Annotated in this window: 25 protein-coding genes; 8 read left to right on the top strand and 17 right to left on the bottom strand. The window is 70.8% G+C overall.

Annotated features, from left to right (window positions below):
* Positions 1-115 precede the first annotated feature (115 nt).
* The 8 genes from H0E82_RS04000 to H0E82_RS03970 all read right to left on the bottom strand — a co-directional run bounded on the left by H0E82_RS04000 (position 116) and on the right by H0E82_RS03970 (position 5,405).
* The gene (locus H0E82_RS04000) at positions 116-922 is read right to left on the bottom strand and encodes a DUF3618 domain-containing protein (protein ID WP_180544055.1); all 807 of its coding nucleotides are present in this window, start codon (positions 920-922) and stop codon (positions 116-118) included.
* Complete coding sequence (locus H0E82_RS03995) at positions 919-1,368, bottom strand: phage holin family protein (RefSeq protein WP_219338399.1); 450 nt, start codon at positions 1,366-1,368, stop codon at positions 919-921. Before H0E82_RS03995 ends, H0E82_RS04000 begins: the two co-directional genes overlap by 4 nt.
* Entirely contained in the window at positions 1,365-2,033 is a 669-nt protein-coding gene (locus H0E82_RS03990) for a hypothetical protein (protein WP_219338398.1), read from the bottom strand. Before H0E82_RS03990 ends, H0E82_RS03995 begins: the two co-directional genes overlap by 4 nt.
* Positions 2,034-2,261: 228 nt before the next feature.
* Entirely contained in the window at positions 2,262-2,357 is a 96-nt protein-coding gene (locus tag H0E82_RS17120) for a small membrane protein YohP (RefSeq protein ID WP_486624448.1), read from the bottom strand.
* Between the two features lie 116 nt (positions 2,358-2,473).
* Positions 2,474-2,641 (bottom strand): hypothetical protein, encoded by a 168-nt coding sequence (locus H0E82_RS03985; RefSeq protein WP_180544052.1) that lies wholly within the window; start codon positions 2,639-2,641, stop codon positions 2,474-2,476.
* Positions 2,642-2,783: 142 nt separating this feature from the next.
* The gene (locus H0E82_RS03980) at positions 2,784-3,686 is read right to left on the bottom strand and encodes a type II toxin-antitoxin system RelE/ParE family toxin (protein WP_180544050.1); all 903 of its coding nucleotides are present in this window, start codon (positions 3,684-3,686) and stop codon (positions 2,784-2,786) included.
* Positions 3,687-4,074: 388 nt separating this feature from the next.
* Positions 4,075-4,587, bottom strand: a complete 513-nt coding sequence (locus H0E82_RS03975; RefSeq protein WP_180544048.1) for a nuclear transport factor 2 family protein — start codon at positions 4,585-4,587, stop codon at positions 4,075-4,077.
* Positions 4,588-4,661: 74 nt separating this feature from the next.
* Positions 4,662-5,405: an SDR family oxidoreductase gene (locus tag H0E82_RS03970; protein ID WP_180544046.1), complete on the bottom strand. Its 744-nt coding sequence runs from the start codon at positions 5,403-5,405 to the stop codon at positions 4,662-4,664.
* Positions 5,406-5,513: 108 nt separating this feature from the next.
* Between H0E82_RS03970 and H0E82_RS03965 the strand changes: the two genes are divergently transcribed.
* The gene (locus H0E82_RS03965) at positions 5,514-6,404 is read left to right on the top strand and encodes a LysR family transcriptional regulator (RefSeq protein ID WP_180544044.1); all 891 of its coding nucleotides are present in this window, start codon (positions 5,514-5,516) and stop codon (positions 6,402-6,404) included.
* Between the two features lie 157 nt (positions 6,405-6,561).
* Positions 6,562-6,789, top strand: coding sequence for a DUF378 domain-containing protein (locus tag H0E82_RS03960; protein WP_180544042.1), 228 nt, complete (start codon positions 6,562-6,564; stop codon positions 6,787-6,789).
* A gap of 356 nt (positions 6,790-7,145) precedes the next feature.
* Here the strand turns inward: H0E82_RS03960 and H0E82_RS03955 are convergent, their stop codons facing one another.
* Positions 7,146-7,592, bottom strand: coding sequence for a DUF3597 domain-containing protein (locus H0E82_RS03955; RefSeq protein ID WP_180544040.1), 447 nt, complete (start codon positions 7,590-7,592; stop codon positions 7,146-7,148).
* Positions 7,593-8,136: 544 nt separating this feature from the next.
* Positions 8,137-8,634, bottom strand: coding sequence for a fasciclin domain-containing protein (locus tag H0E82_RS03950; RefSeq protein ID WP_235974175.1), 498 nt, complete (start codon positions 8,632-8,634; stop codon positions 8,137-8,139).
* Between the two features lie 275 nt (positions 8,635-8,909).
* On the opposite strand from H0E82_RS03950, the gene H0E82_RS03945 reads away from it, so the two are divergent.
* Entirely contained in the window at positions 8,910-9,458 is a 549-nt protein-coding gene (locus H0E82_RS03945; protein ID WP_180544035.1) for a YaeQ family protein, read from the top strand.
* A gap of 67 nt (positions 9,459-9,525) precedes the next feature.
* Here H0E82_RS03945 and lnt read toward each other — a convergent pair whose 3' ends face one another.
* Genes lnt through H0E82_RS03930 form a run of 3 tightly spaced genes read right to left on the bottom strand, consistent with a single transcriptional unit; the run spans position 9,526 to position 13,758 of the window.
* Complete coding sequence (gene lnt, locus H0E82_RS03940) at positions 9,526-11,976, bottom strand: apolipoprotein N-acyltransferase (RefSeq protein WP_219338397.1); 2,451 nt, start codon at positions 11,974-11,976, stop codon at positions 9,526-9,528.
* A gap of 25 nt (positions 11,977-12,001) precedes the next feature.
* The gene (locus tag H0E82_RS03935) at positions 12,002-12,646 is read right to left on the bottom strand and encodes a hypothetical protein (RefSeq protein ID WP_219338396.1); all 645 of its coding nucleotides are present in this window, start codon (positions 12,644-12,646) and stop codon (positions 12,002-12,004) included.
* 23 nt (positions 12,647-12,669) lie between these two features.
* Positions 12,670-13,758, bottom strand: coding sequence for an SGNH/GDSL hydrolase family protein (locus H0E82_RS03930; RefSeq protein ID WP_180544032.1), 1,089 nt, complete (start codon positions 13,756-13,758; stop codon positions 12,670-12,672).
* A 341-nt stretch (positions 13,759-14,099) separates the two neighbouring features.
* Here H0E82_RS03930 and adhP point away from each other — a divergent pair, with 341 nt between their 5' ends.
* Positions 14,100-15,128 (top strand): alcohol dehydrogenase AdhP, encoded by a 1,029-nt coding sequence (adhP, locus tag H0E82_RS03925; protein ID WP_180544030.1) that lies wholly within the window; start codon positions 14,100-14,102, stop codon positions 15,126-15,128.
* Positions 15,129-15,136: 8 nt separating this feature from the next.
* On the opposite strand, the gene dbpA is transcribed toward adhP, so the two are convergent.
* The 3 genes from dbpA to H0E82_RS03910 all read right to left on the bottom strand — a co-directional run bounded on the left by dbpA (position 15,137) and on the right by H0E82_RS03910 (position 19,503).
* Positions 15,137-16,519, bottom strand: a complete 1,383-nt coding sequence (gene dbpA, locus H0E82_RS03920) for an ATP-dependent RNA helicase DbpA (RefSeq protein ID WP_180544027.1) — start codon at positions 16,517-16,519, stop codon at positions 15,137-15,139.
* A gap of 201 nt (positions 16,520-16,720) precedes the next feature.
* Positions 16,721-17,458, bottom strand: a complete 738-nt coding sequence (locus tag H0E82_RS03915) for a hypothetical protein (RefSeq protein WP_180544025.1) — start codon at positions 17,456-17,458, stop codon at positions 16,721-16,723.
* 182 nt (positions 17,459-17,640) lie between these two features.
* Positions 17,641-19,503, bottom strand: a complete 1,863-nt coding sequence (locus H0E82_RS03910; protein ID WP_180544022.1) for a DUF885 domain-containing protein — start codon at positions 19,501-19,503, stop codon at positions 17,641-17,643.
* Positions 19,504-19,766: 263 nt separating this feature from the next.
* On the opposite strand from H0E82_RS03910, the gene H0E82_RS03905 reads away from it, so the two are divergent.
* Together H0E82_RS03905 and folE are read left to right on the top strand one after the other, a co-directional pair.
* Positions 19,767-20,144 (top strand): hypothetical protein, encoded by a 378-nt coding sequence (locus H0E82_RS03905; RefSeq protein ID WP_180544020.1) that lies wholly within the window; start codon positions 19,767-19,769, stop codon positions 20,142-20,144.
* 57 nt (positions 20,145-20,201) lie between these two features.
* Complete coding sequence (gene folE / locus H0E82_RS03900; RefSeq protein WP_235974162.1) at positions 20,202-20,807, top strand: GTP cyclohydrolase I FolE; 606 nt, start codon at positions 20,202-20,204, stop codon at positions 20,805-20,807.
* A 16-nt stretch (positions 20,808-20,823) separates the two neighbouring features.
* Here folE and H0E82_RS03895 read toward each other — a convergent pair whose 3' ends face one another.
* The gene (locus H0E82_RS03895) at positions 20,824-21,597 is read right to left on the bottom strand and encodes a sulfite exporter TauE/SafE family protein (protein ID WP_425600311.1); all 774 of its coding nucleotides are present in this window, start codon (positions 21,595-21,597) and stop codon (positions 20,824-20,826) included.
* A gap of 106 nt (positions 21,598-21,703) precedes the next feature.
* Between H0E82_RS03895 and argS the strand changes: the two genes are divergently transcribed.
* Both argS and H0E82_RS03885 read left to right on the top strand, forming a co-directional pair.
* Complete coding sequence (gene argS / locus H0E82_RS03890; RefSeq protein ID WP_180544010.1) at positions 21,704-23,404, top strand: arginine--tRNA ligase; 1,701 nt, start codon at positions 21,704-21,706, stop codon at positions 23,402-23,404.
* Entirely contained in the window at positions 23,404-24,183 is a 780-nt protein-coding gene (locus H0E82_RS03885; RefSeq protein WP_180544006.1) for an SPOR domain-containing protein, read from the top strand. The genes argS and H0E82_RS03885 overlap by 1 nt, the downstream gene beginning before the upstream one ends.
* The last annotated feature ends 452 nt before the right edge of the window (positions 24,184-24,635 follow it).

The following is a 24,635-nucleotide window of genomic DNA, read 5'->3' as shown; positions in this document are numbered from 1 at the left end:
GACGTCCGCGCCGCTGCGCCCGATCCCGAACGGGCGTCAGCGGTGGCCTTCTGAGGACCCGCCCCCGGCGCCTTGATCGAAGGACGTGGGCCGGCCCCGGGTGCGGCGTCGGCCGTCAGCCGGCGTGAGTGGACGGCGTCGGCGGCTCCTCGTGGCCGGCATCCTGTCGGCCGCTCTGCCCACCGTCCTGCGAAGTCGCCAGTGTTTCGACGGCCTCGGAGGCGCGTTCGTACCCTTTGGCGGCCATGGCCTTGGCCTGTCCGGTCAAGCGATCGCTCGTCTCACCGAGCATCTCGTCCTCCTTGCGCGTGGAAGGCAACATCGCGCCGAGCAGGGCGCCCACCGCGATTCCGATCGCACCCGCAGCCAGCGGGTTGTCTTCGAGCAGATGCTGGAGACCGGCGCTGGCCTGGCGCGCGCGATCACGCGTGGCGTCCACGGCGCCGTGCACGGCCTCGCCGGCATGATCGCGGGCGTCGCCCATCGTTCCACCGAGGCGTTCGGCGACATCGCGCACACGGTCGCCGAGTCCGGCATGGTCACCGTCGCCGGTCGCCTGGCCATTGCCTGCGCCAGCAGCATCGCCCGCCTGTCCATTGCCGTCGCGATGTCCGCCAGGGGGGTTGGTACGTGGCGCGTCCTTGCTGGCGTAGAGCCAGACCAGACCTGCCGCCGTGAGCAGCGCGGGCACCGGATTGGCCCGGACCGTGCTGCCGAGATTGCCCATGAATTCGCGCCCGCCGCCCTTTCCGTAGCTCAGCACGCGCTCGAAGATCTCGCCCGGGGACAGCTTGCTCTCCAGCGCATCGACAAGGCTGCCGATGTGCTCGCGCTGACGATCGACCTCCCGTTCGAGTTGGGCCGGGCTGGCTTCGGAGGTGGTGGACGGGGGGGTTGCATGCATCGGGTGGGGACTGTTCATGACGCCTTCTCCTGCAGAGCGTTCTTGTCTTTGCGCAACGCATCGATCGTGCGATCCGGCGTGAACGCCTGCGCTTCGAATTTTTTCTTGCCGGCCTGGACCATCATCAGGCCCGCCAGCAAGGTGATACCGCCCACGATCAAGGCCGCGAGCCAGAGCTCGACCACGTTCCCCAGCGCATACACCGCCGACAGCAGCAACACGAGGAAGCCGCCGAGCAGGACCACGCCTCCGGTGGCCACGGCCGCCACGCCGCGTCGGGTGGCCTCGAGGTTTTCCCGGATTTCACTCTTGGCGAGCGCGAGCTCCTTGCTGATCAGCACTGGCACTTCATGCGCCAGCTGCTTGAGCAGGCTGCCGACGGAGGCGTCGCCCTGCGCAATGGGCGGTGCGCCCGGCACTGGGCCGGACGCCTCGGATGGCGGCATGTCCGGACGGGCGCTCATGCCCGCAGTCCCGGATGCGGCGCCGTGGTGCTGCCGAGCGCGTCGGGGGCGACGGCGGTCGCGGTCATCGACGCAGCGGTCGATTGCGGGCCGTGGCCCGACACCGCCGCGGTGTGGTCTGTCGGGGCCGTCGCGCCGGCGCCGGGATGCGCGGACGCATGCGTCGTCTGGGACGATCCGTTTCCGCTGCGATCGCCTGGTGCTGCAGCGCGGCTCGCGTCTGCATCCCGCTTCGGGGGCGCTGCAGACGCGGGGGCGGACGCCTTGGCGAAACGCGCGAGCCCGAAGCCCACCGCGATGCTGCCGGTCACGAACAGTGCGGGGTTGTCACGGGCCAGACGCGTCACTTCGTGCAACAACTCGTCGCCGCTCTTGTCGCGCATGCTGCTGGACAGACGGCCCAGGCTCGACGCGAGCTCGGTGACGTAATCCGACATATGCCCGATGTCGTTGCGCTCCAGCTTTGACGCAGCCGCTTCGACACTGTCAACGAGCGAGTCGAGCTTGTCTGCAGCGGCGCTGCGCACGCTCTCGACCTTGTTCTGGGCTTCGGACGTCGCGCTGTTCGCAAGCGACGCGGCCTGATCCTCGAGCGGCCGGGTATGCGCCGGGTCGGAACCGGATGGCGCACGCCCGGTATCGGACGGGTCGTGGGAGGGGGTCATCATGGAGTGCTCCTGTGAGCGCGGCGCGGCAGCGCTCTGGGGCACTGCCGCCGAAACCACGCAGATACGAAAGAGGCAGGCCACCCGTGAAGGCGGCTGCCGGAAGAAGAAGAAAGAGTTCTTGGCTGCGGGCGTGTGAACGCGCTGCGGCCAAGGACGATCCGTGCAAGGCCGGCATCAGCCAGGCCTACCTGCACGTGAGGACGGACAGCGGGGCGACGCCCGGTATCAGAAGATCAGCATCAGCAGGCCGATCACCACGATCAGGCCGATCAGGAAGATGATTCCCGCGGTCTTGCCTAGGAACTTGAACACTGCGACCACCACTTTGTTTGCGAATGTGCTGCACGACGCTACGCATCTGCGGCACGCCGGACTGTGAAACGAGAATCCCGACTGCGCTGAATAGATGGATGGATTGCAGGGTCGGTCCAGCGTCTTCACGCGGTGCGCGACGGGACCCGGAGCTGCACGGCGGTCGATCTACAGTGGTTTCGCAGCGCGATGGGATCGAACGCGATCTCGAAGAAGCGGCGGACGCGGGTCACGCTGACCGATGCCATGCTGCGCCGATGGGCCATGCCGCGCGCATGACGATCGCCGGTCATCCCTCCGCCTCGTCCGTGCGGCTCGACCGATCGGTGCAATCGCGTTGTCCGCGGCGTGGACATCCTTGGCGTATCGATGCGGTGCGCCGTGTCGCCCCACGCGTCTCGTGGCGCAGACCGCGCCGTGCACGCGATGCGACGCCTAGCGGTAGGCGCCGGGCCCGCGCCAGACCAGCTCGCCCCGCCGGTAGACCTGGTGGAAGCTGATGACCTCGCGTGCATCGCCGATGTTCGCCATCTGCGGATCCTCCGGATCGAGCATGCGGCAGTTGCTCGACTCGCGTCGCAGCGCCGTTTCCAGCGGACAGACCATGCGCTGGCGGGTGCCGGGCAACGGAATGAAGATCTCGGTGATGCCCTGGTCGCGCCATTCGCGCAGCTGGCGTTCGCTGCGCGTGTCGTAGACCACCTGGTAACCGCCCACCTCCATGCTCGGCGCATCGGACGCACCATCGCGCCCACGACTGCGGGTGCTGCTGGCGCTGCGCGCCATGCCGGCGTTCACCGGTGCGGTGTCCTCGGGCAGCATGCCGGGCGGCTGGCCCCGGGTGCGCGCGCGGCGCTGGGTCGGTGGGGGCGGCACGGCGACCGGCGCCTGGTCAGCCGCCGCGCTTGCCGGCCGTTCTGCCGGCTGCGGCCATGTCGTCGGATCCGGCGTGGTCACATCGGCCTCGCTGGGATCGCCCGGATCGGGCGCCACCGGGGCCTCGGCACGCACGACCTGCGTGGCCTGCAGGCGCGATGCAGCGCGCGCCCCGCGCGCGGCATCCGGCTGCGGAGGCCGCTGCGCACGCGGGGCCGGACGCGTCGCGGGCGGAACATTGGGGGGCGGCACGACGTCGGGCGTCTCGCCGATCATGGTGACCTCGATGCGGCTTCCGGATGCAGCGCCTTGCGGCGTGGACATCGGAATCGGCGGTGTCAGCCAGGCCAGCAGGAGCAGCAGCGCGTGCAGCACGACGCTCGCCACGCCGGCGATCCAGGGTTGCAGGCGTTCCATGCGGGCGGATGCCCGGCCGGACGCCGGGCGCGACGCGTCGCTCATGCTGCGGGCAGCGCGTCGGAATGGCGGACCGTCATGGATTCGAAGGCAGGCGACCGGGGGTGGGCCATCCTAACGCGCGTGGTCCCGCGGATTGCAGCAGCGGGTGAACGTGGCGGCCGACTCGCGATGGTCGCACCGGACGCGCGGACGGTGGCCCGCGCGGCCACGACACCGGACGACGCATGGCCCATCCGCAGGTGCGCGTGCCGCGACCGGCGCGACACCACGAGCCGCCGCGAGGGGCGGCCCCCGCGCTGCGCGTGCGCAGGACGGACGCGGGATCCGACGGCGCGGGTGCGCAGTCTGCGTCAGCCGCGCATTCGCCGCGGCATCCCGGCGACCCGCGGGCGCTGCACGCTCGCCACCGGTACGCCTGCGCGGCTCGTCATCACGGCGCCGTGCGCGTCGCCCGCGTTTCGCTGCGCATCATCGCGTCGAGTGCCCAGGTGTCGAGAAACGCCGTGACCTGCACGATCGCCCCCTCCGCGAACGTCATCCTCCATGCGTAGCGGTTGGCGTAGGGCGCGCCGGAGCGCGTGGTCGCCGTGCCCTGCCACAGCACGACCACATCGTCGCCCTGTGCGATCACCGCCTCGACCTGCGGCACGATCGGTGTCGCCAGGCGGCTGCTGATCGGCGCGACCGCGCGCTCCATGAAGTCCGCGCGGGACCGGTAGGTGCCCGATACCGGACTGGTGCCGGCGACGGTCCAGACCACATCCTCGGCCAGCAGGTCGAACACGCTGGCCTGGCCTGCGGCCCAGGCATCGAACGCGGCGCGGGTGGTGGCCGTGTTTAGGGTCGCGGTGGATCCGGGCGATGCGAGCGCCTGGGCGGCGACGGCCGCGGGCAGGAAGAGGGCGAGTGCGGCGGCGCAGACCGCCAGGCGTGAAGCGGGCATGGGCGATTCCTCAGTCGTGGAACATCCGAGTGCGTGGACAATGCGGACGTGGGCAGCGCGAGCCGTGTCCGCGCTCAGTAGGGACTGGCCGTGGGGCGCACGACGAGTTCGCTGACATCGACGTCGTCCGGCTGCGCCATGGCATAGGCGATCGCACGTGCGATCGCCTCGGGCGCGATCGTGACGCGGCGGAACGCACGCATGGCCTCGGCCGCGTCCGCATCGGTGATGGTGTCGGCCAGCTCGGACGCGGTGGTGCCGGGACTGACCACGGTCACACGGATGCAGTCCGTCTCCTGGCGAAGACCATCGGACAGCGCGCGCACGGCGAACTTGGTCGCGCAGTACACGGCAGCGGTGGGCGATACCGCATGCGCCCCGATCGAGGCCACGTTGATCACGTGGCCGCGGCCGCGCGCTTCCATCGCCGGCAGCACGGCGGCGATACCGTGCAGGACACCGCGGATGTTGACGTCGATCATCCGGTCCCACTCGTCGAACTTGAGTGCGCGCAGCGGCGACAGCGGCATGACGCCGGCGTTGTTGACGATCGCATCGATACGCCCGTGACGCGCGAGTGCCGCATCGGCGAACGCCTGGACATCGTCGCGCCGGGTCACGTCGAGGACGTGCGCCTCGGCCTGGCCGCCGGCCGACTGGATCTCGGCCACGAGGCGATCGAGGCGCTCGCGCCGGCGTGCACCGAGAACGACCGTGGCGCCGCGCGCTGCGAGCTCGTTGGCGGTGGCCTCGCCGATGCCGCTGCTGGCGCCGGTGATGAGAACGATGCGGTCCTGAAGATCGTGCTTGACCTGCATGGGGGGCTCCTGGAGGGATGGGCACTGCCCGGTGCACATACGGTAGGACGCGAGCGCTGTCGCGGGTATTCCCCGGACACTGGACTCGGTGGTTAGACTTGCTTACCGATGCAGCCCGACCTCAACCTCCTGCGCCTGTTCCGGGCGGTGGCCGAAGCGGACAATTTCCGCGCTGCCGCCGATCATCTCGGCGTGACCCGTTCGGCAGTGAGCCAGGGTGTGCGCCGGCTCGAGGACGCGCTCGGCATCGCCCTGGTGCAGCGCTCCACCCGCAGCGTCCGGCTCACCGAAGCCGGCATGCGTCTGTATCGCGCGATCGCCGAGCCGCTCGCGGCGATCGCCACCGCGCTCGACGAGGTAATGGACGACGGGCCGCCGCGCGGGCTGCTGCGGGTCGCGGTGACCTCGATCGCGGAGCGCTTCCTGTCGGGCCCGCTCGTCGCCGGCTTCGCGGCGGCGCATCCCGGCATCACCCTCGACGTCACCGTCACCGATGCCGAATCCGACATCGTGGCGGAGGGTTTCGATGCGGGCGTGCGTCTGGGCGAAGTGATCGAGCAGGACATGGTCGCGGTGCCGCTGACCGGCGCCCAGCGCCAGGTGGCGGTCGCCGCGCCGGCATACCTCGCCCGGTACGGCACGCCGACCCATCCGCGCGAGCTGGTGACGCACCGCTGCATCGGCTGGCGGCCAGCGCCGGGCGTGGCGCCGTACCGCTGGGAGTTCGCCGAGGACGGCCGCGAGTTCGACGTGGCCGTGGAGCCGCAGATCACGACCAACGACATGCTGCTGATGGTGCGCAGTGCACTTGCAGGCGGCGGCGTGACCTTCGGTATGGAGGCCACGTTCCGCCCCTACATCGAGCGCGGTGAGCTGGTCGCGCTGCTGCAGGACTACCTGCCGGAGTTCGCGGGGTTCTTCCTCTACTTTCCGACCCGGCGCAACCAGCCCGCCAAGCTGCGAGCGCTGGTGGAGTACGTGCGCGCATCGCGCGATTGAGTGAGCCCGCGCCTGGCGGAAGCGTCCGCAACCTTGTGCCGGCGCCGGTGTGCGCGGAAACGCTGCGCGGTCGCGGACGGCAGGTCATACGGGAATCGCTTCGCCTTCACGGGCACGATGGGACGTTGCGGTTCCCCTACGACGACCGGAGCAAGCTATGAAAGCGATCAACATCATCACCCTGGTGCTGATCATCGTTGGCGGCATCAACTGGGGCCTGGTGGGCCTGGCCCAGTTCGACCTCGTGGCCGCGATCTTCGGTGGCCAGGACGCACCGCTGGCACGTGCGGTCTACGTCCTGGTGGGTCTGTCGGCGCTGTGGCAGCTGGTGCCGCTGTTCCGCGCGATCTCCACCGACGAAACGCACGCGCAGAGCCACCGCTGATCGACGATTGATCGAACACGTTTGACTTCGGCGTGCGGCCTGTGGCCGCACGCCTTTTTTTCGCCTGCGCCGAATCGTCGGGTGATCCCCCGCGCGAGCACGCGCCTGATGTCTGTCGAGCGGCGTGGACTCGACGGCGCGCGATCTTCGAAGCGCGTGGAGCGACCGCCTCTCCCGTCCGGTATGTGGGGCCGCCCGGGGTGGGGCGTGCCGCGGACAGGCGTCGAGCGTGACGCAGGCGCTGCGCTCCGGCATCGACACGGCCACGCACGAGCGTGAAGCGACGCGCGCGCCCACGGAGATCCGCCGGCCTCCGATCGACGCCTCTCCGGCGCGAGGCGGAAGCACTGCAGGGCTCAGTCTTTCAGGGCGTCCGGCACGCGACCGCCGTTCTCCGCGAGCTTGCGCATCACCGCCTTGTGCAGCGCGATGTTCTGCTCGGCACTGCCGTGCGCGCCGGCAGCGACCCCGAGCTCGGCCGCGAGCTCCTTGCGCGCGTCGAGGCTGGACTCGAGATCGAGCAGCTTCAGCAGGTCCACGATCGAACGACGCCAATCGCTCGCGCCACCCTTTTCGGCCGCGAGACCGGTCAATACCGCCTCGACATCGACCGGCTCGGCCGGCGCCGCAGGCGTGGACGGCGCCTGTGTGTGCGACTGTGGCGAGACCTTCGGGTCATCCGGGCTTCCGGTGAAGATCACCGCCGCCGGCCTGGCGGGTGCGGGTGCCGCCGGGGCGGACTTGGCCGCGGGAGTGTCGTTGCGACGCAGAATCCGATCGGCGATCTTCGAGAACAGGCCCATGCGCGTGACTCCGGATAAGGGAGCGCGAGTGTGTGGCCGCGTTCGCAAAGGCGGAATGAAAACAACGTGGAGCGCGCAGCGATGTCACCGCAGCGCAGTGGGCATCCCCGGATCCACGCGTGGCGTCACGTCCCCAGCGCGGGCTCACGGCAGCAACCGGTGAAGTGCGAACGGCGCCGCCGCCATGCCCCGCGTGTCGGCGCGGGCAGTGGGCGGGCGATCCTCCGTCCGCGCTGCAGCGACCCGGCGCACGACCTATGCGCGCGGCATTCCGGCATCTGCTGCGGATATCGGCTTTTTTCTGGTGGCGATGCTGGCCGCAGGCCTCGCGCTCGCCCGGCTCACCCGGAGGGCGTCGACGCCCGTGGACGTCCATCTCCAGGATGGGCATCGGGCACCCCTGCCCGTTCGCTGAGCGCGACACACACGAGAAAGGGCGGCCCGAACGGGCCGCCCCGGGGATGCGCGTGGTCGGACGAGGACAACACGCGCAGCCAGGCGATGCGGAGAGGGGCCGGGCATGCCGGCCCGTCGGTATCGCCGCTTACGGCATCAGCACCGTGTCGATGACGTGGATGACGCCGTTGGTCTGGCGCAGGTCCGCGGTGGTGACGGTGGCCGACCCGCCCTGTGCATCGGTGATCACGACATTGCCGCCGTCGACCATCGCGGTCAGCGTGCCGCCCTGCACCGTGGTCAGCGTGGCCGAACCACCGCCGGCTTCGATCTGACGGGTCAGCTCGGCGGCATCGACGCGGCCGGCCACCACGTGATAGGTCAACACGCCGGTCAGCTGGTCCTTGGCGGCCGGCTCGAGCAGGCCGTCGACGGCGCCGGCAGGCAACTTCTCGAACGCGGCGTTGGTGGGTGCGAACACGGTGAACGGGCCGCTGCCCTTCAACGTATCGACCAGGCCGGCAGCCTGCACCGCCGCCACGAGCGTGCTGTGGTCGGGCGAGTTGATCGCGGCGTCGACGACGTCGCCGGCCGCTGCATCGGCCACGGCGTCGGGTGCGCCCATGGTCTCGGTCTCGGCGGCCATCGGCGCCGGGGCAGCGGCATCGGTGGCAGCCACGTCGGTGGCGGCGTCCTGCGAGCAGGCGGTCAGGGCGAGGGAAGCGAGCAGGCTGGCGGTCAGCAGATGGATCTTCATCGGGAATTCCTCTTGGAATGGATGACGCGGGACCTGGATCCGCCCGCACAGGGCGGCGGGTGATGTGACTTACGCGCGGAACGCGCGACTGGATGCATCACGCCGCCGTCACGCGCCGCGCAGGCGCGCGCTTACACTTGCCCGCCGCTCTGCACGGACTGGCGATGGCTCCCAACGCGACGATCTACAAGGCCGAGCTGCAGGTCAGCGACATGGACCGGCAGTACTACGCCGAGCACAACCTCACGCTGGCCCAGCATCCGTCGGAGACGCCGCTGCGGCTGATGGCGCGCTTGATCGCCTTCGTGCTGTTCGCCGACGAGCGTCTGGAGTTCGGCCGCGGGCTGAGCAACGAGGACGAGGCCGATCTGTGGCAGCGCGACTACACCGGCAACATCGATCGCTGGATCGATCTCGGGCAACCCGCGGAGACCCGCATCCGCAAGGCGGCAGGCCGTGCGCGCGACGTCGCCGTGGTGACCTACAGCGGCGCCAGCGCGGCAATCTGGTGGGACAAGAACGCCGGTGCGCTGTCGCGGGTGAAGAACCTCACCGTCATCGACCTCGATCCCGACGCGCTGGAACGGGCGGCCTCGCTGCTGGAGCGCGGCATGCGCCTGACCGCGCTGATCCAGGACGGCGAACTGCAGCTGATGGGCGAGAAGGCGAGCGCCGCGCTGACACCGCGCGTGCTACTGGCGCCGAAAACGTGAGGCACCCGGCGGCCGTCCTCGGCATCCGGACGGCCAGCCGGAACCGCGCGGCGCGCCCGGCCTGCATCTAGCCCGCGCCGGGCGACAGCCGCCAGGCCAGCCACAGCGGCACGCCGAGGTAGTAGACCAGCCGGGCCGCGTGCTCGAGCCCCCCGCGCAGCGCATGCGCGCCGGCAGGGCACCGCCACGTGGTGGCCAGGCAGATCGCCTCCAACAGCACACGCAGCGCCGCGGCGAACAGCACCAGTCCGAGCGACCACGATGCCCACCAGATCGCGAGCGCCGTCCACCAGGCGCCTGCGCCGAAGGTCTGCCATTCGCCCAGCGGCCCGCCGAAGGCGATGATCTGGTGCAGGCGGAACGCCACCAGCGCGGGCAGCAGCGGAAACGCGCCGAACTTCAGCAGCGGGTGATCCCACCGTCGACGCCCGGCATCGCGGGCGTCCGCGAACCGCGCGAGGACCGGGTGACGCCGGTCGACCAGGCACTCCGATCCAGCGGCATCGACCAGGCGCTGCACGCGATGGGGCCCGCGCAGCGCCATCGCGTACGGGCGCCGCTCGTCGCCGCCGGTCTCGAGATCGACGCCCGCGCACGGCCAGGGCAGGCGCCACGGGCGAAGCGTGGTGGTCGCGGCGGGCAGGTCGATCCGGCGCCCCCGCGCGACGAGGACCCGCCCGTCGCCATCCGGCGCGATCCCCGCGGCGGTCGCCACACGGAGCAGGCCCGCAGCGAGCCACGGCAGCACGACCATGCCAGCGAATACCTGCAGCTGGACGAGCGAGGCCACCTGGGGGCCGGTGCGCAGCAGCATGTCGACGGCCAGCCAGGCCAGACCCGCGCCGGCGAGCAGCCGCAGGCCCGCGTCGAGCGCGCGGACCGGCGGCGGCATCAGATGGCCTTCGATGGCCACCGGCACGCGTGCGTCGTCGCTGCGCGGACGCGTCCGCATGCCGGCGAGCGCAAGCACCAGCAGGAAGGCCGCGCCCGCACGCCCGACCCAGTCGCCCCAGCGCACCATCAGGGTCGTGACGGGCGCTTGCGGATGCACGGTGGCGGTGAGGACGGCCTCGTCGCCCATCGCCGTGCGCACCTGGACCTCGCCGGTCTCGTCGATCACGGCCGACAGGCCGTTGGTGGTCACCCGCACCTGCGGCAGGCGCGTCTCGATGCTGCGGAAGCCGGCGACGGCCAGATGCAGCCGGGCGCCCTGCGGATGCCCGGTGAACCAGGAGTCGTTGGACATGCCGAGGATGGCCTCGGCGCCGAGCCGCGCGCCGTCGATCGCCAGTTGCGGATGCACGTCGTCGAGGCAGATCAGCGGCACGACATTGAGTTCGCGTCCGTCGCGGCTGCGCAGTGGCATCACCCGCGCACCGTTGCCGGGTTGCCAGCTGCCGGCCCACGGCAGCCACGCGCGCAGGCGGGGACCATCGAGCCAGCGCGGCACGTGTTCGGTCAGCGGAAACGGGTGCGTCTTGCGGTAGGCACCGATCAGCCCGCGTCCGGGCTCGACGAACATCGCGGCGTTGTACTCGCCGTCGGCGTCGCGGTCGTAGCTGCCGAACACCAGCGGAACGCCGGCGGTTTCGACGAACGCCCGGATCTCCGCATCCAGCAGTGCGCCGTCCTCGCTGCGCGGGGTTCCGAACGTGGTCGGGTACACCGTCTCCGACCACAGCAGCACGTCGGCATCGTGGTCACGCAGCGCGGACCACGACAGCGCGTAATGCGTATCCAACACATGGCGGACCACCGCGTAGGCACCCATCTCGCGACGCAGCCGCTCGTAGTCGGTGATGCTCGCCTGCACCATCGCCACGCGCAGCGGCGCTGCCTCGGCGGCGGGGCGCGCCTGCAGCGATGCAAGCCGCACCGCGCCGTAGGCGGCCGTGCCCGCGACCAGCAGCACGCCGGCGAGGAGCGGAGTGGCCCAGGCGCGCGACCCGCCGCGTCGCCGCGCCAGTGCGCAGGCGATCGCCTCGTTGACCAGCAGCAGCAGCACGGTGAGCCCGGCGGCGCCACCGAGGTCCGCGGCCTGGCGCAACGTCCGGGCGCCGTGCAGCCCGTGCCCCAGCGTGTCGCCGAACAGCTTGGGCCAGAGCGCCTCGCAGGCGACCCACGCCGCGGCGGCAGCCAGCGCGCGCATGCCGGCGCCGTACCGCAGTCCGGCGATGTGGCGCACCGCGGCGTAGGCCAGCAGTTGCGGCTGGAGCAGCGGCGCCAGCACCAGCAGAACGGCGGTGGCCGACGCGGTTCCGAGGCCGACATAGCCCGCGATCGCCGCGCCGAACCAGCCGAACACGACGGCGACGAAGGCGAGCGCCATCGCGGCGCCCGAGACCACGGCGCCGCGCAATCCGCGTCCATCGTCCAGCGCAAGACACCAGGGCACCAGCACGAACGCGCCCAGCGGCCAGGCCTGCGGCCAGCGCGCGTAGAGCGCCAGCAGCAAGGCGGATGCGGCGATCCCGGCGGCATGCCGGCCCGCGCCGCCGCGCATCCAGGCCCGGCTCAAGCGCCGGACCCTCCACGCACCGGCGTCACTGGCCCGGGATGCGGACCTGGCGCAGCGGCAGGCCCGCCGGCGCGAGGTCGGCGGTCACGACGCGATTGTCGGGCAGATCCACGGGATGACCGTTGGCGTCGACCAGCGCGAAATCAGGCGCGAACATCAGGATCGGCTCGATCGGCTGGCCGTCATCGGTGGCCTGGTGATGGCGGACGTAGCCCTGCGGCAGTTCGAAATCTTCGGGCACCGCGAGGCCCTCGAGCGGCGGGCTGGTCCCGGGCGGATTGAAGGCGCCGATCCCGGTCCGGATCCCGGCGTCCTGCAGGGCGCCGATCAGCTCGGCGCCGCCGGGTTCCGGATCGCCCGGCTGGAAGTACGCCGCGACATCGTTGGGATCGTCGCCGGGACGCAGCCGTGGCTTGCCCACCGCCGCCATCGCCGTCGCCGCATACCCGGGCCTGGCCGGCGCTGCTGCCGTGTCCGCCGTGGCGGCGCCGGCCGTGCCGGCCACCGGCGCAGGCGCCGTCAACGCCATGCGCCACATCACCACGCCGCCGACCACGACCACGGCGGTGGCTGCGAGCCACCAGGGCGAGGCGCGACCGGCGATGGCTCGGGCACGACGGCTGTCGCGGTGGCTCGGCGCGGCTGCAGCGGAAGGACGGGTATCGGGCATGCGGCGGATCTCCATGGACCGGATCAGGGCGTGGCGGGGTTGTAGACCGACAGCGCCCAGCCCATGCGCTCGTGGCCGAACTGGTTCCAGATCGGGCTGCGGCCGTTGACGAAGCTGGCGTAGCGCGCCGCGCCGGTGCCGGTGGTGCCGCCCCACAATCCGGCGCTCACGGTGCCGCCGGCGTAGGTGGGATGCACGTCGTCGGACTGGATGTAGTCGTAGGAACTCTGCGCGCTGACGAACTTGGTGTTCGCGTCGCGCAGCGTGCCGCGCAGGGTCACGGTGATGCGCTGCAGGTAACTGGCCTCGCTCTCGCCGGGCACCCAGCGCAGCGCCTCGGCGTCGACGATCCCGTCGCCGTTGCTGTCGTGGTCGGCGCCCATGTACTGCGCGAAGCTGTCGGCGCACTGGAAGCCCTTCTGCCGCGCGTACTCGCACATCCAGTAGTTCATCCGGGTCAGCGCGGGCAGGAAACGGTCGCGCAGGTTCACGGTCTGGCCGGTGACGCCGTCGCGGCAGCTGCTCTGCACGTTGTCCGCGGCATAGCCGGGGTAGTAGACGTTGGAGATGATCTTCAGCCGCGTGTTGGGATGCGCGTTGGCGTTGATGAAATCCATCGACTGCGCGACGTAGGTCTTGCACGCATTCACCGCGGCCTCGAGCCCGGTGTAGTTGCAGGTGCCGCCCTGGGACTTAAACGCGGTGCGTGCCTGCAGGCCGTCGTTGCCGCACATCTCGAAGGTCACCACGCGTGTGGATGCGGCCTGCATGTAGGAGCGCTCGGCGACGATCTTGTTCTCGTAGACGTCGCGCGCGACCGCGCCGGATTTGGTGCGGCGGACGGTCTCGATGTCGGCGTTCCAGCGCGCGGCCAGGTACTCGCCGTTGACCGTCGGCGCCGAATACCGCGCGGCGTTGCTGATCGAACCGTTGTAGCCGGCGTAGATCGAGTCGCCGTAGGCCACCATCCGGTACTTGGTCGCGGTGCCGGGCCGGTCGATGGTCCACGACACGTTCTGGTTGAGGGTATTGGCCGCGGCAGGCGCAGCGAGCGCCAGCAGGACCGCGATGGGCAACGCACGACAGGCGGTACTGCGCAGATGGGTGTTCATCCCTTGAGCCCCTTCGACATGGATGCACCCGGGACGGACGCCCGCGGGTGGTACGGCGCACACGACGTTCGATTTCCGCGACCTGATGCTGCCCCCCGGCCCGTCATCCCCCGTGTCGTCGCGCACCGGACGCTAGCGTACGGCACAGCCGGGCGCATTCTGCGCTGCAGCAGGCGGCCGCGCGGCACGGGTCCACCGGCGGCTTGCCGTGCCCCGCGCACGTCCGCCTGGACCCGGCGACCCGACAGGCCGGCGTCGGAGGCGGACCGGCTTGATCAGGATCAATGCCACGCAGCGCCGGTGCATCCAGGGTGGCGGTATTCCATCCGAGGGAGCGAGCAATGGAGAGGACGATGAAAGCCGCCGTGGTGCGTGCGTTCGGCGCGCCACTGGTGATCGAGGAGGTCGCCGTGCCGCGGCCCGCGGCAGGCGAGATCCTGGTGCGGCTGGGCGCCTGCGGGGTCTGCCACACCGACCTGCACGCGGCCGGGGGCGACTGGCCGGTGAAGCCGACGCCTCCCTTCATTCCCGGTCACGAGGGTGTGGGCCACGTGGTGGCGGTGGGCAGCGGCGTCACCCGCGTGCGCGAAGGTGATCGCGTCGGTGTGCCCTGGCTGTACTCCGCATGCGGCGGCTGCGAGCATTGCCTCGGCGGCTGGGAAACCTTGTGCGAGTCGCAGCGCAATACGGGCTATTCGGTCAACGGCAGCTTCGCCGAATACGTGCTGGCCGATGCCGACTACGTGGGGCATCTTCCCGACGCCATCGACTTCGTGGAGATCGCGCCGATCCTGTGCGCGGGCGTGACGGTCTACAAGGGCCTGAAAATGACCGATACCAAGCCGGGCGACTGGGTCGTGGTGTCGGGTATCGGGGGGCTCGGCCACATGGCGGTGCAATACGCCAGGGCCATGGGCCTGAACGTCGCGGCGGTGGACGTGGACGACAGCAAGCTCGCGCTCGCCCGGCGACTGGGTGCCGTGGTGACGGTCAATGCGACCACGACCGATCCCGCGACGTTCCTCAAGAAGGAGATCGACGGCGCCCACGGCGCACTGGTGACCGCAGTCTCCCCCCGGGCTGTCGAGCAGGCCATCGGCACCGTGCGTCGTCGCGGGACGGTGGTGCTCACCGGGCTGCCGCCGGGCGCGTTTCCGCTGGACATCTTCGGGATGGTCCTCAACGGCGTGACCGTACGCGGCTCGATCGTCGGCACGCGGCTCGACCTGCGCGAGTCGCTCGCCTTCGCCGAGATGGGCCAGGTCCGCGCGACCGTGACGACCGAGCGGCTCGACGCCATCAACGATGTGTTCGCGCGCATGCGCGCGGGGCGGATCGAAGGACGTGTGGTCCTCGACTTCGCGGCCTAGCCTCGTGCCTACATCTGCGCGATGCGGAAGCGCCGGTTCTTGATCTTTCCGCCCTGCAGGCGGTCCAGCGCGCGGCCCAGCTGCCCGCGCGCGATGGCCACGTAACTGCGGGTGGCGAAGACGTCGATCTTGCCGATGGCGTCCTTGTGCAGGCCGGCGGCGCCGGTGAGTGCCCCGACGATGTCGCCGGGGCGCAGCTTGTCGGTGCGTCCTCCGTCGATGCGCAGGGTGACCATGGGCGCGACGGGCACGTCCTGCGGCTTGCCCGACAGCGGCAGCAGCTTCTCCCAGCGCAGCGGCGCGCCGGTCTGCGTTTCGATCAGCGCCGCGCGCGGCAGCTCGCGCGGCGTCACGAGGTTCAGCGCCAGTCCGGACCTGCCGGCCCGGCCGGTGCGGCCCACCCGGTGCACGTAGCTGTCCGCGTCGTGCGGCAGCTCGAAGTTCACCACCGCCTCGAGATCCTCGACATCGAGACCGCGCGCGGCGACGTCGCTGGCCACCAGCACGTTGCAGCTGCGGTTGGAGAAGCGCACCAGCACCTCGTCGCGGTCGCGCTGGTCCATGTCGCCGTGCAGGGCCAGCGAATCGAACCCGTAGTGCCGTAGCGAGCCGGACACCTCGTCGACATCGGCGCGGGTGTTGCAGAAGACCACCGCCGAGGCCGGCCGGTGGCGCAGCAGCAGCGCGGCGAGCAGCGGTATGCGCCGCGCCGGCTCGATCTCGTGGAACAGCTGTTCGATCTTCGCCGGCGGCGCATCGCCGCCGACGCCGACCTCCACCGGGTCGCGCAGCATCGCCGTGCCGAGCGTGCGGATCGCATCGGGAAACGTGGCCGAAAACAGCAGGCCCTGGCGCGCCGGCGGGACCCGCTTGACGAGATCTCGAATGGCCTCCTCGAAGCCCATGTCGAGCATGCGGTCGGCCTCGTCGAGCACCAGCACACGCACGTGGCGCAGGTGCAGCGCCCCCTTCCTGGTCAGCTCCTGGATGCGGCCGGGCGTGCCCACCACCACGTGGGGCGGATGGGTCAGCGACGCCAGTTGCGGGCCGAGCGGGATTCCGCCGCACAGCACCGAAATCTTGAGATTGGCGATGCCCACCGCCAGCCTGCGCAGCTGCTTGCCGACCTGGTCGGCCAGCTCGCGCGTCGGGCACAGCACGAGGGCCTGCGTCTCACCCAGTGCAGGATCCATCCGGTGCAGCAGCCCGAGGCCGAACGCGGCGGTCTTGCCGCTGCCGGTGGGCGCCTGGGCCAGCACGTCGCGTCCTTCGAGGATGGACGGCAGCGTCGCCGCCTGGACCGGCGTCATTGCGGTGTAGCCGAGGGCGTCGACGCCCTGCAGCAGGGCGGGTGTCAGCGCAAGGCTGTCGAATGCGGTCGAGGTGCTCATGGGCACCATGATCGCAGGTGCCGCCACGCGCGTGCGGTCCGTCGGCGTGCGGACCCCGGCGCGCCGGGGACTGGCGCACGCTGCGGGCGCGCGGCCCGACGGGCGTTCGCCGCTCCGCGGGCGGCGCTGCGCTGCGCCCTCCACGGCGGGCTCCTACGCGGGTCGCATCTCCGGCACCCCTGGCCGCCGGGCCGCCCGCCCTCACCAGATCCGCGCGAGCATCCAGCGGTCGAGGGCCGTGCCCGGCAGCAGGAAGGCACTGCCCAGGTGGGCGAACAGGAAGAACGGCGCGCCCCACATCGTGGCCGTGTGCGGTCTGCGGCGCACGGCGATGTCGTAGGCCAGCATCGCCAGCAGGCCGAGCAGGGTCGCCGGGACCGGATCGACGCCGGCGAATGCCGGAAGCTCGGCGATCCGCAGCAATGCCGGAGAGATCAGCGCGATCGAGGCCAGCAGCATCATCCGGCGGTGGGTGTCTGCCTGCGCACGCGCCAGCACCCCGCGGACCACGAAGACGGCGAAGGCCAGCAGGGCGCCGAGATTGCCCCAGACGATCAGCGAGATCAGGCCGCGACGCGCGTCGACGTCGATCCCCCGGGCGCGGAAGGCCTCCACCACCCCGAGGCTGGCCGTGCACGAGGTGACCAGTGTCGCCAGCGCGACCGCCAGGGCCAGCACACCCAGCTGCCGGTGCAGCGCGAGCCGCCCCTGACGGACCAGCAGGGTCTGCAGCAGGAACAGCACGAACCAGCCGGTGACCGCGATCCCGTGCGCGAGCATCGCCGGCGACAGCGGGACGGGGTCGAACCACGGCCGCAGGTAGAGCGTGCGCGCGAAGCCGGCGATCACGCATGCCAGCAGGACGGCCGCATACAGCGCGAAGAACCGGCGGCCGCGGCCGGAGGCCGGCAATGGCCGGGCGGTGGTCGTTGCATGCATGGTGGCCTCCGTGTCGGCGATGCGTTCGCACCGGGCGCCTGCGCCGCGTCCCTGGTCGCCCCAGTCTTGAACGCGAACCACGTCGCGATCCGGACATGGACTGCACGCTCCGCCACCTCGGACACGGAAAAGGCCGGGGTCACCCCCCGGCCTTCCGAGTACCACCGACCGCTGCGTGCAGCTCAGCCGGCGCGTCGCGCCTCGATCCACGCATCGACGCGCTGCTCCAGCAGGTCCAGCGGCATCGCGCCGCCACCGAGCACCGCATCGTGGAAGCCGCGGATATCGAAGGCGTCACCGAGCTCGGCCTCGGCCTTGGTCCGCAGCTGCTGGATCCGGATCATGCCGATCTTATAGGCGGTCGCCTGGCCCGGCATGATCAGGTAGCGACGCACTTCCGACTGCATCGCGGCCTCCGGGATCGAGGCGTTCCGGCGGAAGTAGTCGATCGCCTGCGATTCCGTCCAGCCCTTGGCGTGCAGGCCGGTATCGACCACCAGCCGGATCGCGCGCCACATCTCCGACATCAGCCGGCCGTATTCGGAATACGGATCCTGGTAGGTGCCGGGCATCTCCTTGGCCAGCCATTCGGAGTACAGCGCCCAACCTTCGGCGTAGGCGGTGCTGAAGTACTGGGTGCGGAACATCGGCACGCCCTGAAGCTCCTGGGCGATGGCGATCTGCATGTGATGCCCGGGCAGGCCTTCGTGATACGCGATGACCTCGAGCTCGGTCTTGGGCATCGCGTCCATGTCCGACAGATGCGCGTAGTACACGCCTGGACGCGAGCCGTCCGGCGTACCGGGGAAGTAGTGCTGCGCCGCGCCGTCCTGCTCGCGGAACGCCTCGACCCGCTTCACTTCCAGATCCGCCTTCGGCAGCAGGCCGAAATAGGCCGGCAGCTGCTGCTTGATGTTGGCGATGGCCTGGCTGGCCTGGTCGATGTAGGCCTGGCGGCCCTCGTCGGTATTGGGGAAGCGGAACTGCGGATCGGTGTTGAGGAAGGCGAAGAACGCCGTGAGGTCGCCCTCGAAGCCGACCCGGTCCTTGAGCGCCTCCATTTCGCCGCGCAGACGCGCCACCTCGTCGAGGCCGAGCTGGTGGATCTGCTCGGCCGACATGCCGGTGGTGGTGTTCTCGCGCAGCTGGAACGCGTAGTAGTCGGCGCCGTTGGGGTGGGTGGTCCCGACACCTGCGGGATTGACCAGGGCCGCGGGCATCTCGGCTTCGCTCCACGTGATGATCCGTTCGTAGGCCGGCTTCAGCTGCTCGACCAGGGCGGTGCGGGCCTGCGCCTTGAGCGCATCGCCGCGGGCGGCATCGATGGTGCCCGCCTCCACCAGCGCGTTCGCCTTGGCCTCGAGATCGGCCCACAGCGCGCTCGGGGCGCCGCCGTCGAAGGGCGCGCCTGCGATGACCTTGCGCGACTGGTCGATCACGCCTTCGAAGGCGAACCTGGGCGGCCGGATACCCGCGGCCGCCGAGGCCTGGCCACGCGCGAGCAGCTGGTCGAACAGACGCGGGGCTGCCTCGAGCCGCGCGACGTAGGCCAGGAAGTCCTGCTCGGTCTCCACCTTGTGGAAGTTGATCAGGAAGGTCGGCAGCATGCTGTGCATACCGTTCATCTGATCGAAGGCGTAGCCGTTGTCGGTGAACGCGTCGCCGTCGCGCGCGCTTTCGTACTGATGCTTCCACAACGCCCAGGACAAGCGGCTCTCGGCATCGAGGGCGTCGTAGTCGAAGGTGGACTCCATGGTCTCGACCGAGGTCTTGAGCCAGGCGAGACGCCTGGCCTGGGCCTCGGGTGACACGTCGTCGAGCTGGTCGTACAGGTCCTTGCGCCCGAGCACCGTCAGCTGCAGCGGACTGAATTGCAGCCATGCCTCGTATTGGGTTTCGAACCAGGCATTGAGCCGGGACGATTCGGATTCGGCCTGGGCCGACACGGCGGACGCGCCGGGGTCGGCGGTCGGGGTGGGCGACTGCGAACAGGCGGCGAGCGCCAGGGCCACGGCCAAGGCGCTACACGCGAAGACTGGGCGCATCGGGGACTCCGGGATCGAAACGGGCCTGCATTCTGCGGCGCGAAGCCGATCGCCGGCACGTGCTGGATGTCACGGGCGCTCCACATGCCGGGCGACTGCACGAAAGATGTGCACACTGGATGAACGCCGGCTGCACTCGCGTCAATCCTCGGTCGTGTCTTTCACCCATGTCGCACGAGGCTTGCCGTACGGTCGCAGCCCTAGCCGAGCAGCATCGCGCTCAATGTTCCGGCTCCATGCACGTCGCGATGCAGGACCCACCCATGGCCCCGACCAATCGACAGCAGCAGCAGTTGAGCCCCTCCACGCTCGATCCCGACCAGGTCGATGCGGACGAACTGCTCGCCCACCGCTACCAGGCCGGCCTGTTCGATGCGCCCTACTATTCGGCGGGTCGACTCTGGGACGATTACGTGCCGGCCTACCGCCTGGGTCAGGCGGGCCAGCGTCGGCATGCGGGCCGCGCCTTCGCCGACATCGAACCGCACCTGGCTGCGGAATGGGACGCCGTCCGCGGCCAGTCCCGTCTGGGCTGGGTGGAAGCGCGGGGCGCGGTCGAACACGCCTGGGAGCGCGGCGCGCAGGACGTCGCGGTGCCGCACGACGGCCGCGCCGGGAACACCGGCTTCGAGGACGGCTGAGCGGCAGCGCGGCGCGAGCGGCGCGGTACCATGGCGCCCCGTTCAGTGAGTTCGACCATGCGCCCCGAGTCCGACGACGACGCCCGCCACGGCGTCAGCCGCGCCGATGCCGAATCCGCCGTGCGCACCCTGCTGCGCTGGGCCGGCGAGGATCCCACGCGCGAAGGGCTGCTCGATACGCCGCGCCGTGTGGCCGACGCCTACGGCGAATGGTTCAGCGGCTACGCCCTGGATCCGGACGCCTACATGGCACGCACCTTTGAAGAGGTGGCCGGTTACGACGAGATGATCGTGCTGCGCGACATCGAGTACGAGAGCCACTGCGAACACCATATGGCACCGATCATCGGCCGGGTGCACGTGGGCTACCTGCCCAAGGGGCGCGTGGTGGGCATCAGCAAGCTGGCGCGCGTGGTCGAGGCCTACGCCAAGCGTTTCCAGGTCCAGGAGAAGATGACCGCCCAGATCGCCGGCTGCATCCAGCGCGCGCTGGCGCCGCTGGGTGTGGGCGTGGTCGTGGAGGGCGCGCACGAGTGCATGACCACCCGCGGCGTGCACAAGCGTGGCGTGAGCATGGTGACCTCGACGATGCTCGGCAGCTTCCGCGACGACGCGCGCACGCGCGCCGAATTCCTGAGGTTCGTGGAAGGGAACCGGCGCTGAGCCCGCGTCGGCGCGGCTAGCCGGCGACCGTGTCCCAGCCCATCCTGGCGATCAGCACCACCACCAGCACCAGGAACAGCCTGCGGATCAGCGGCGTGCCGCCGCGCAGGGCAAGCCGGGTGCCGGCGTAGGCACCGGCCACGTTGGCGACTGCCATCGGCACCGCGAACGCGAGCAGGACATGACCGGCCGGCACGAAGAACGACAGCGCGGCCAGGTTGGTGGCGATGTTGACGATCTTCGAGGCGGCGCTCGCGCGCAGGAAATCCAGGCCGAAGAAGCGGATGAACAGGAAGATGAGAAAGCTGCCGGTGCCGGGGCCGAACAGACCGTCGTAAAAGCCGATCGCCGCGCCCATCACCAGGGCCAGGGCCAGGTCCCGGTGACCGAGCACGCGCGGTCGGTGCAGCGCGCCGAAATCCTTCTTCAGCACCGTGTAGACGAGCATCGCGATCAGCAGGCCCAGGATCAGCGGGCGTACGGCATCGCGAGGCAGCAGGCTGACCGCGGTGGCGCCGAGGAAGGCGAACATGAACGCCGTGGCCGCGGCCACCAGGACCAGCGCCCAGGGAAAGCGGACGTTACGGGCGTAGCGCCAGCCCGCGGCCATCGTGCCGAAGACGGCGCTGAACTTGTTGGTGCCGAGCAGCGCAGCCGGGGCGTGCTGCGGCAGCGCGGTGAACAGCCCCGGCAGCTGCACCAGGCCGCCTCCGCCGACGGCGGCATCCACCAGACCGGCCATGAACGCGATGCAGACAAGCCAGGCCAGTTCGGGAACGAGCAGGTCCACGCGCACGCCGGACGAAAACGGGCGGCAAGCATAGCCGCGACCATCGCGGCCCGGTACGGGCGCTCGCGTACAATGTGCGGCCGTTGATCCGCGACCGAATACGCCCGTGAACCCTTCGCTCCGCGATCTGATCGCCCCGCTGGTCGAACAGGCCATCGCCACCCTGCGCAGCCAGGGCGTCCTGCCCGCCGACCTCGCCACGCCCGCCTTCGTCGTCGAGCGACCGAAGGACCGGAGCCACGGCGACTTCTCGACCAATGCGGCGATGCTGCTGGCGCGCCCCGCGCAGTCGAATCCGCGCGCGATGGCCCAGGCCCTGGTCGACGCCCTGCCGGCCAACGACGCGGTCGCCGCGGTCGAGATCGCCGGCCCCGGATTTCTCAATTTCCGCCTGGCGCCGGCGGCCTGGGCGGCCCAGCTGCTCGCCGTGCATGCCCAGGGCGACGCCTACGGCCGCAACGAGAGCGGGGGCACGCGCACCGCGGGCATCGAATACGTCTCGGCCAACCCGACCGGCCCGCTGCATGTCGGCCACGGCCGGGCCGCGGTGATCGGCGACTGCATCGCGCGGGTGCTCGATGCCAACGGCTGGCTGGTCAAGCGCGAGTTCTACTACAACGACGCCGGCGTGCAGATCGAGAATCTCGCGCGCTCCACCCAGGCGCGTGCGCGTGGTCTGGCGCCGGGTGATGCGGACTGGCCGGCCGACGCCTACAACGGCGACTACATCGCCGAGGTCGCCCGCGCGTATCTCGACGGCGCCACCGTCGAGGTCGACGGCGTGGTCGTGGCCGGCACTCCCGATGCGGACGATCTCGATGCGATCCGTCGCTTCGCCGTCGCCTGGCTGCGCCGCGAGCAGAACGTCGACCTGGCCGCATTCGGCGTCGGCTTCGACGTCTACTTCCTCGAATCGGCGCTGTACGCGCACGGCAAGGTCGAGGAAACGGTGGGCGTGCTGGTGGCCAACGGCCACACCTACGAGGACGGCGGCGCCTTGTGGCTGCGGACCACCGCGTTCGGTGACGACAAGGACCGCGTGATGCGCAAGTCCGACGGCACCTATACCTACTTCGTGCCGGATGTCGCCTACCACCTGTCGAAATGGCAGCGCGGCTACGTGCGCGCGATCACCGAGCTCGGCGCCGACCATCACGGCTCGCTGGCGCGGGTGAAGGCCGGCCTGCAGGCGCTCGACGTCGGCATTCCGCCGGGCTATCCCGAATACGTGCTGCACCAGATGGTCACGGTGATGCGCGGCGGCGAGGAAGTGAAGCTGTCCAAGCGCGCCGGCAGCTATCTCACGCTGCGCGAGCTCGTCGACGAGGCCGGCCGCGACGCGACACGCTGGTTCCTGGTGGCGCGCAAGCCCGATTCGCAGCTGGTGTTCGACATCGATCTGGCGCGCAGCCAGTCGCTCGACAATCCGGTGTACTACGTGCAGCTGTCGCATGCGCGCATCTGCGGCCTGCAGCGGCAGCTGGCCGAGCGCGGGCTGATGTTCGACCTGCAGAACGGTCTGGCCCAGCCGCTGGATCTGGCGGATGTCGCCTTGCGCGACGTGCTGATCGACCTGTCGCGCTGGCCGGAAACGGTGGCTGCGGCCGGTGCCCAGCTTGAACCGCATCTGGTCGCGACCTACCTGCTGGAACTGGCCCAGGCCTTCCAGACCTATTACAACGACCACCAGTTCCTGGTCGACGACGGCGACGTGCGCGATGCGCGCCTGGCGCTGGCCACGGCCGTGGGACAGGTCCTGCGCAACGGCCTGACGCTGCTCGGCGTGCAGGCCCCGGAGACGATGTGATGGCGGCACGACGCGGCAAATCCCAGGCCCGGCGCAGCGGCGGCAGCTCGGGTGGCCTGCCGGGCTGGGCGTGGATGATCATCGGCATCGTGCTTGCGCTGGCCGCGGTGCTGGCGCTGCCACGGCTGTTCAAGCCCGATGCGGGCGACGGCTTCTTCCGCCCGCGTCCCAACCCGGATGCGCAGCCGGCGCTCGCCACGACCGAGGAGCCGGAGCTGCCGGCAGTCACCGGGCCGCGTCCACGGCCTGCCGGGCAGGACGCCGCGCGTACGCGGGACTACGATTTCTACACGATGCTTCCCGAGCAGGAAGTGCCGATGAGCGATGCCGAGCTCGCGGCCAGCGCCCGCGCGGAAGCCGAGCGGCAGCGGCAGGCGGAGGCCGCGCAGCAGGCGCTCCAGGCCCGGCATCCCGATGCCGCGGATCTGGCCGGGGGCACCGGCCCGGTGAGCACCCCCACGCCGCTGCGCGAAGACCGCCCGGCAGCCGCTACGCCGCCTGCGCCGGCGCCCGCAGCCGCTGCTCCGGCGGCGCCCGCGGCGGCCGACGCGCGCTATCTGCTGCAGGCGGGCTCGTTCAGCGCCTCGGGGGATGCCGAAGCCCTGAAGGCGCGGATCGCGCTGCTCGGGCTCAGCGCACGGGTCGAATCCGGCGAGGCCAACGGCCAGACCGTCTACCGCGTGCGCATGGGGCCCTACGGCACCGCGACCGAACTGGCCGAGGCCAAACAGACGCTCGGCAACGGCGGGCTTCCGGCGCTGGCCATCAAGGCTCAGTAGGGATCGCGAACCCGCTTCTCCTGCGGCTGGCGCGCCCGGGCGGAGGATCGCGTTGCCGCCAACGACCGAGCCTGATGGATCTGCGTGCAGGGACCGGATGGCCCGCTTCGCCTTGATCCGCCCGGCACGCGCAGCGGCGGAGACCCGGGTCGCACGGCTCGCTTGATCCGATCCAGGCCCTGCGCGCCGCCCGTTGCCGCGGGGCCGCCTGGTTCGGGACGCGCAGCGCCCGCGGCGCTGCAGACCGCATCGCCCGCACCGGGCGATCCCCCGCCGATGCCCCGCCGGCGTGGGCGAGAGGGCTGGACACGTGCCTGCCTGTTGACTGCCCGGGCGGACCCGGGGCCATGCGCGTCGGGCTGCCCCGTGTTCATCCCCGAGGCCGCCCCGTGGGCCAGGTCGCCAGTGATGCGCTTTCGATCCGTGCCCGCCGTCGCATGTGGATCGCAGTC

The organism is Luteimonas deserti, assembly GCF_013425765.1.
Lineage (GTDB): Bacteria > Pseudomonadota > Gammaproteobacteria > Xanthomonadales > Xanthomonadaceae > Luteimonas > Luteimonas deserti.
This window is presented reverse-complemented; position numbering and strand designations above follow the sequence as displayed.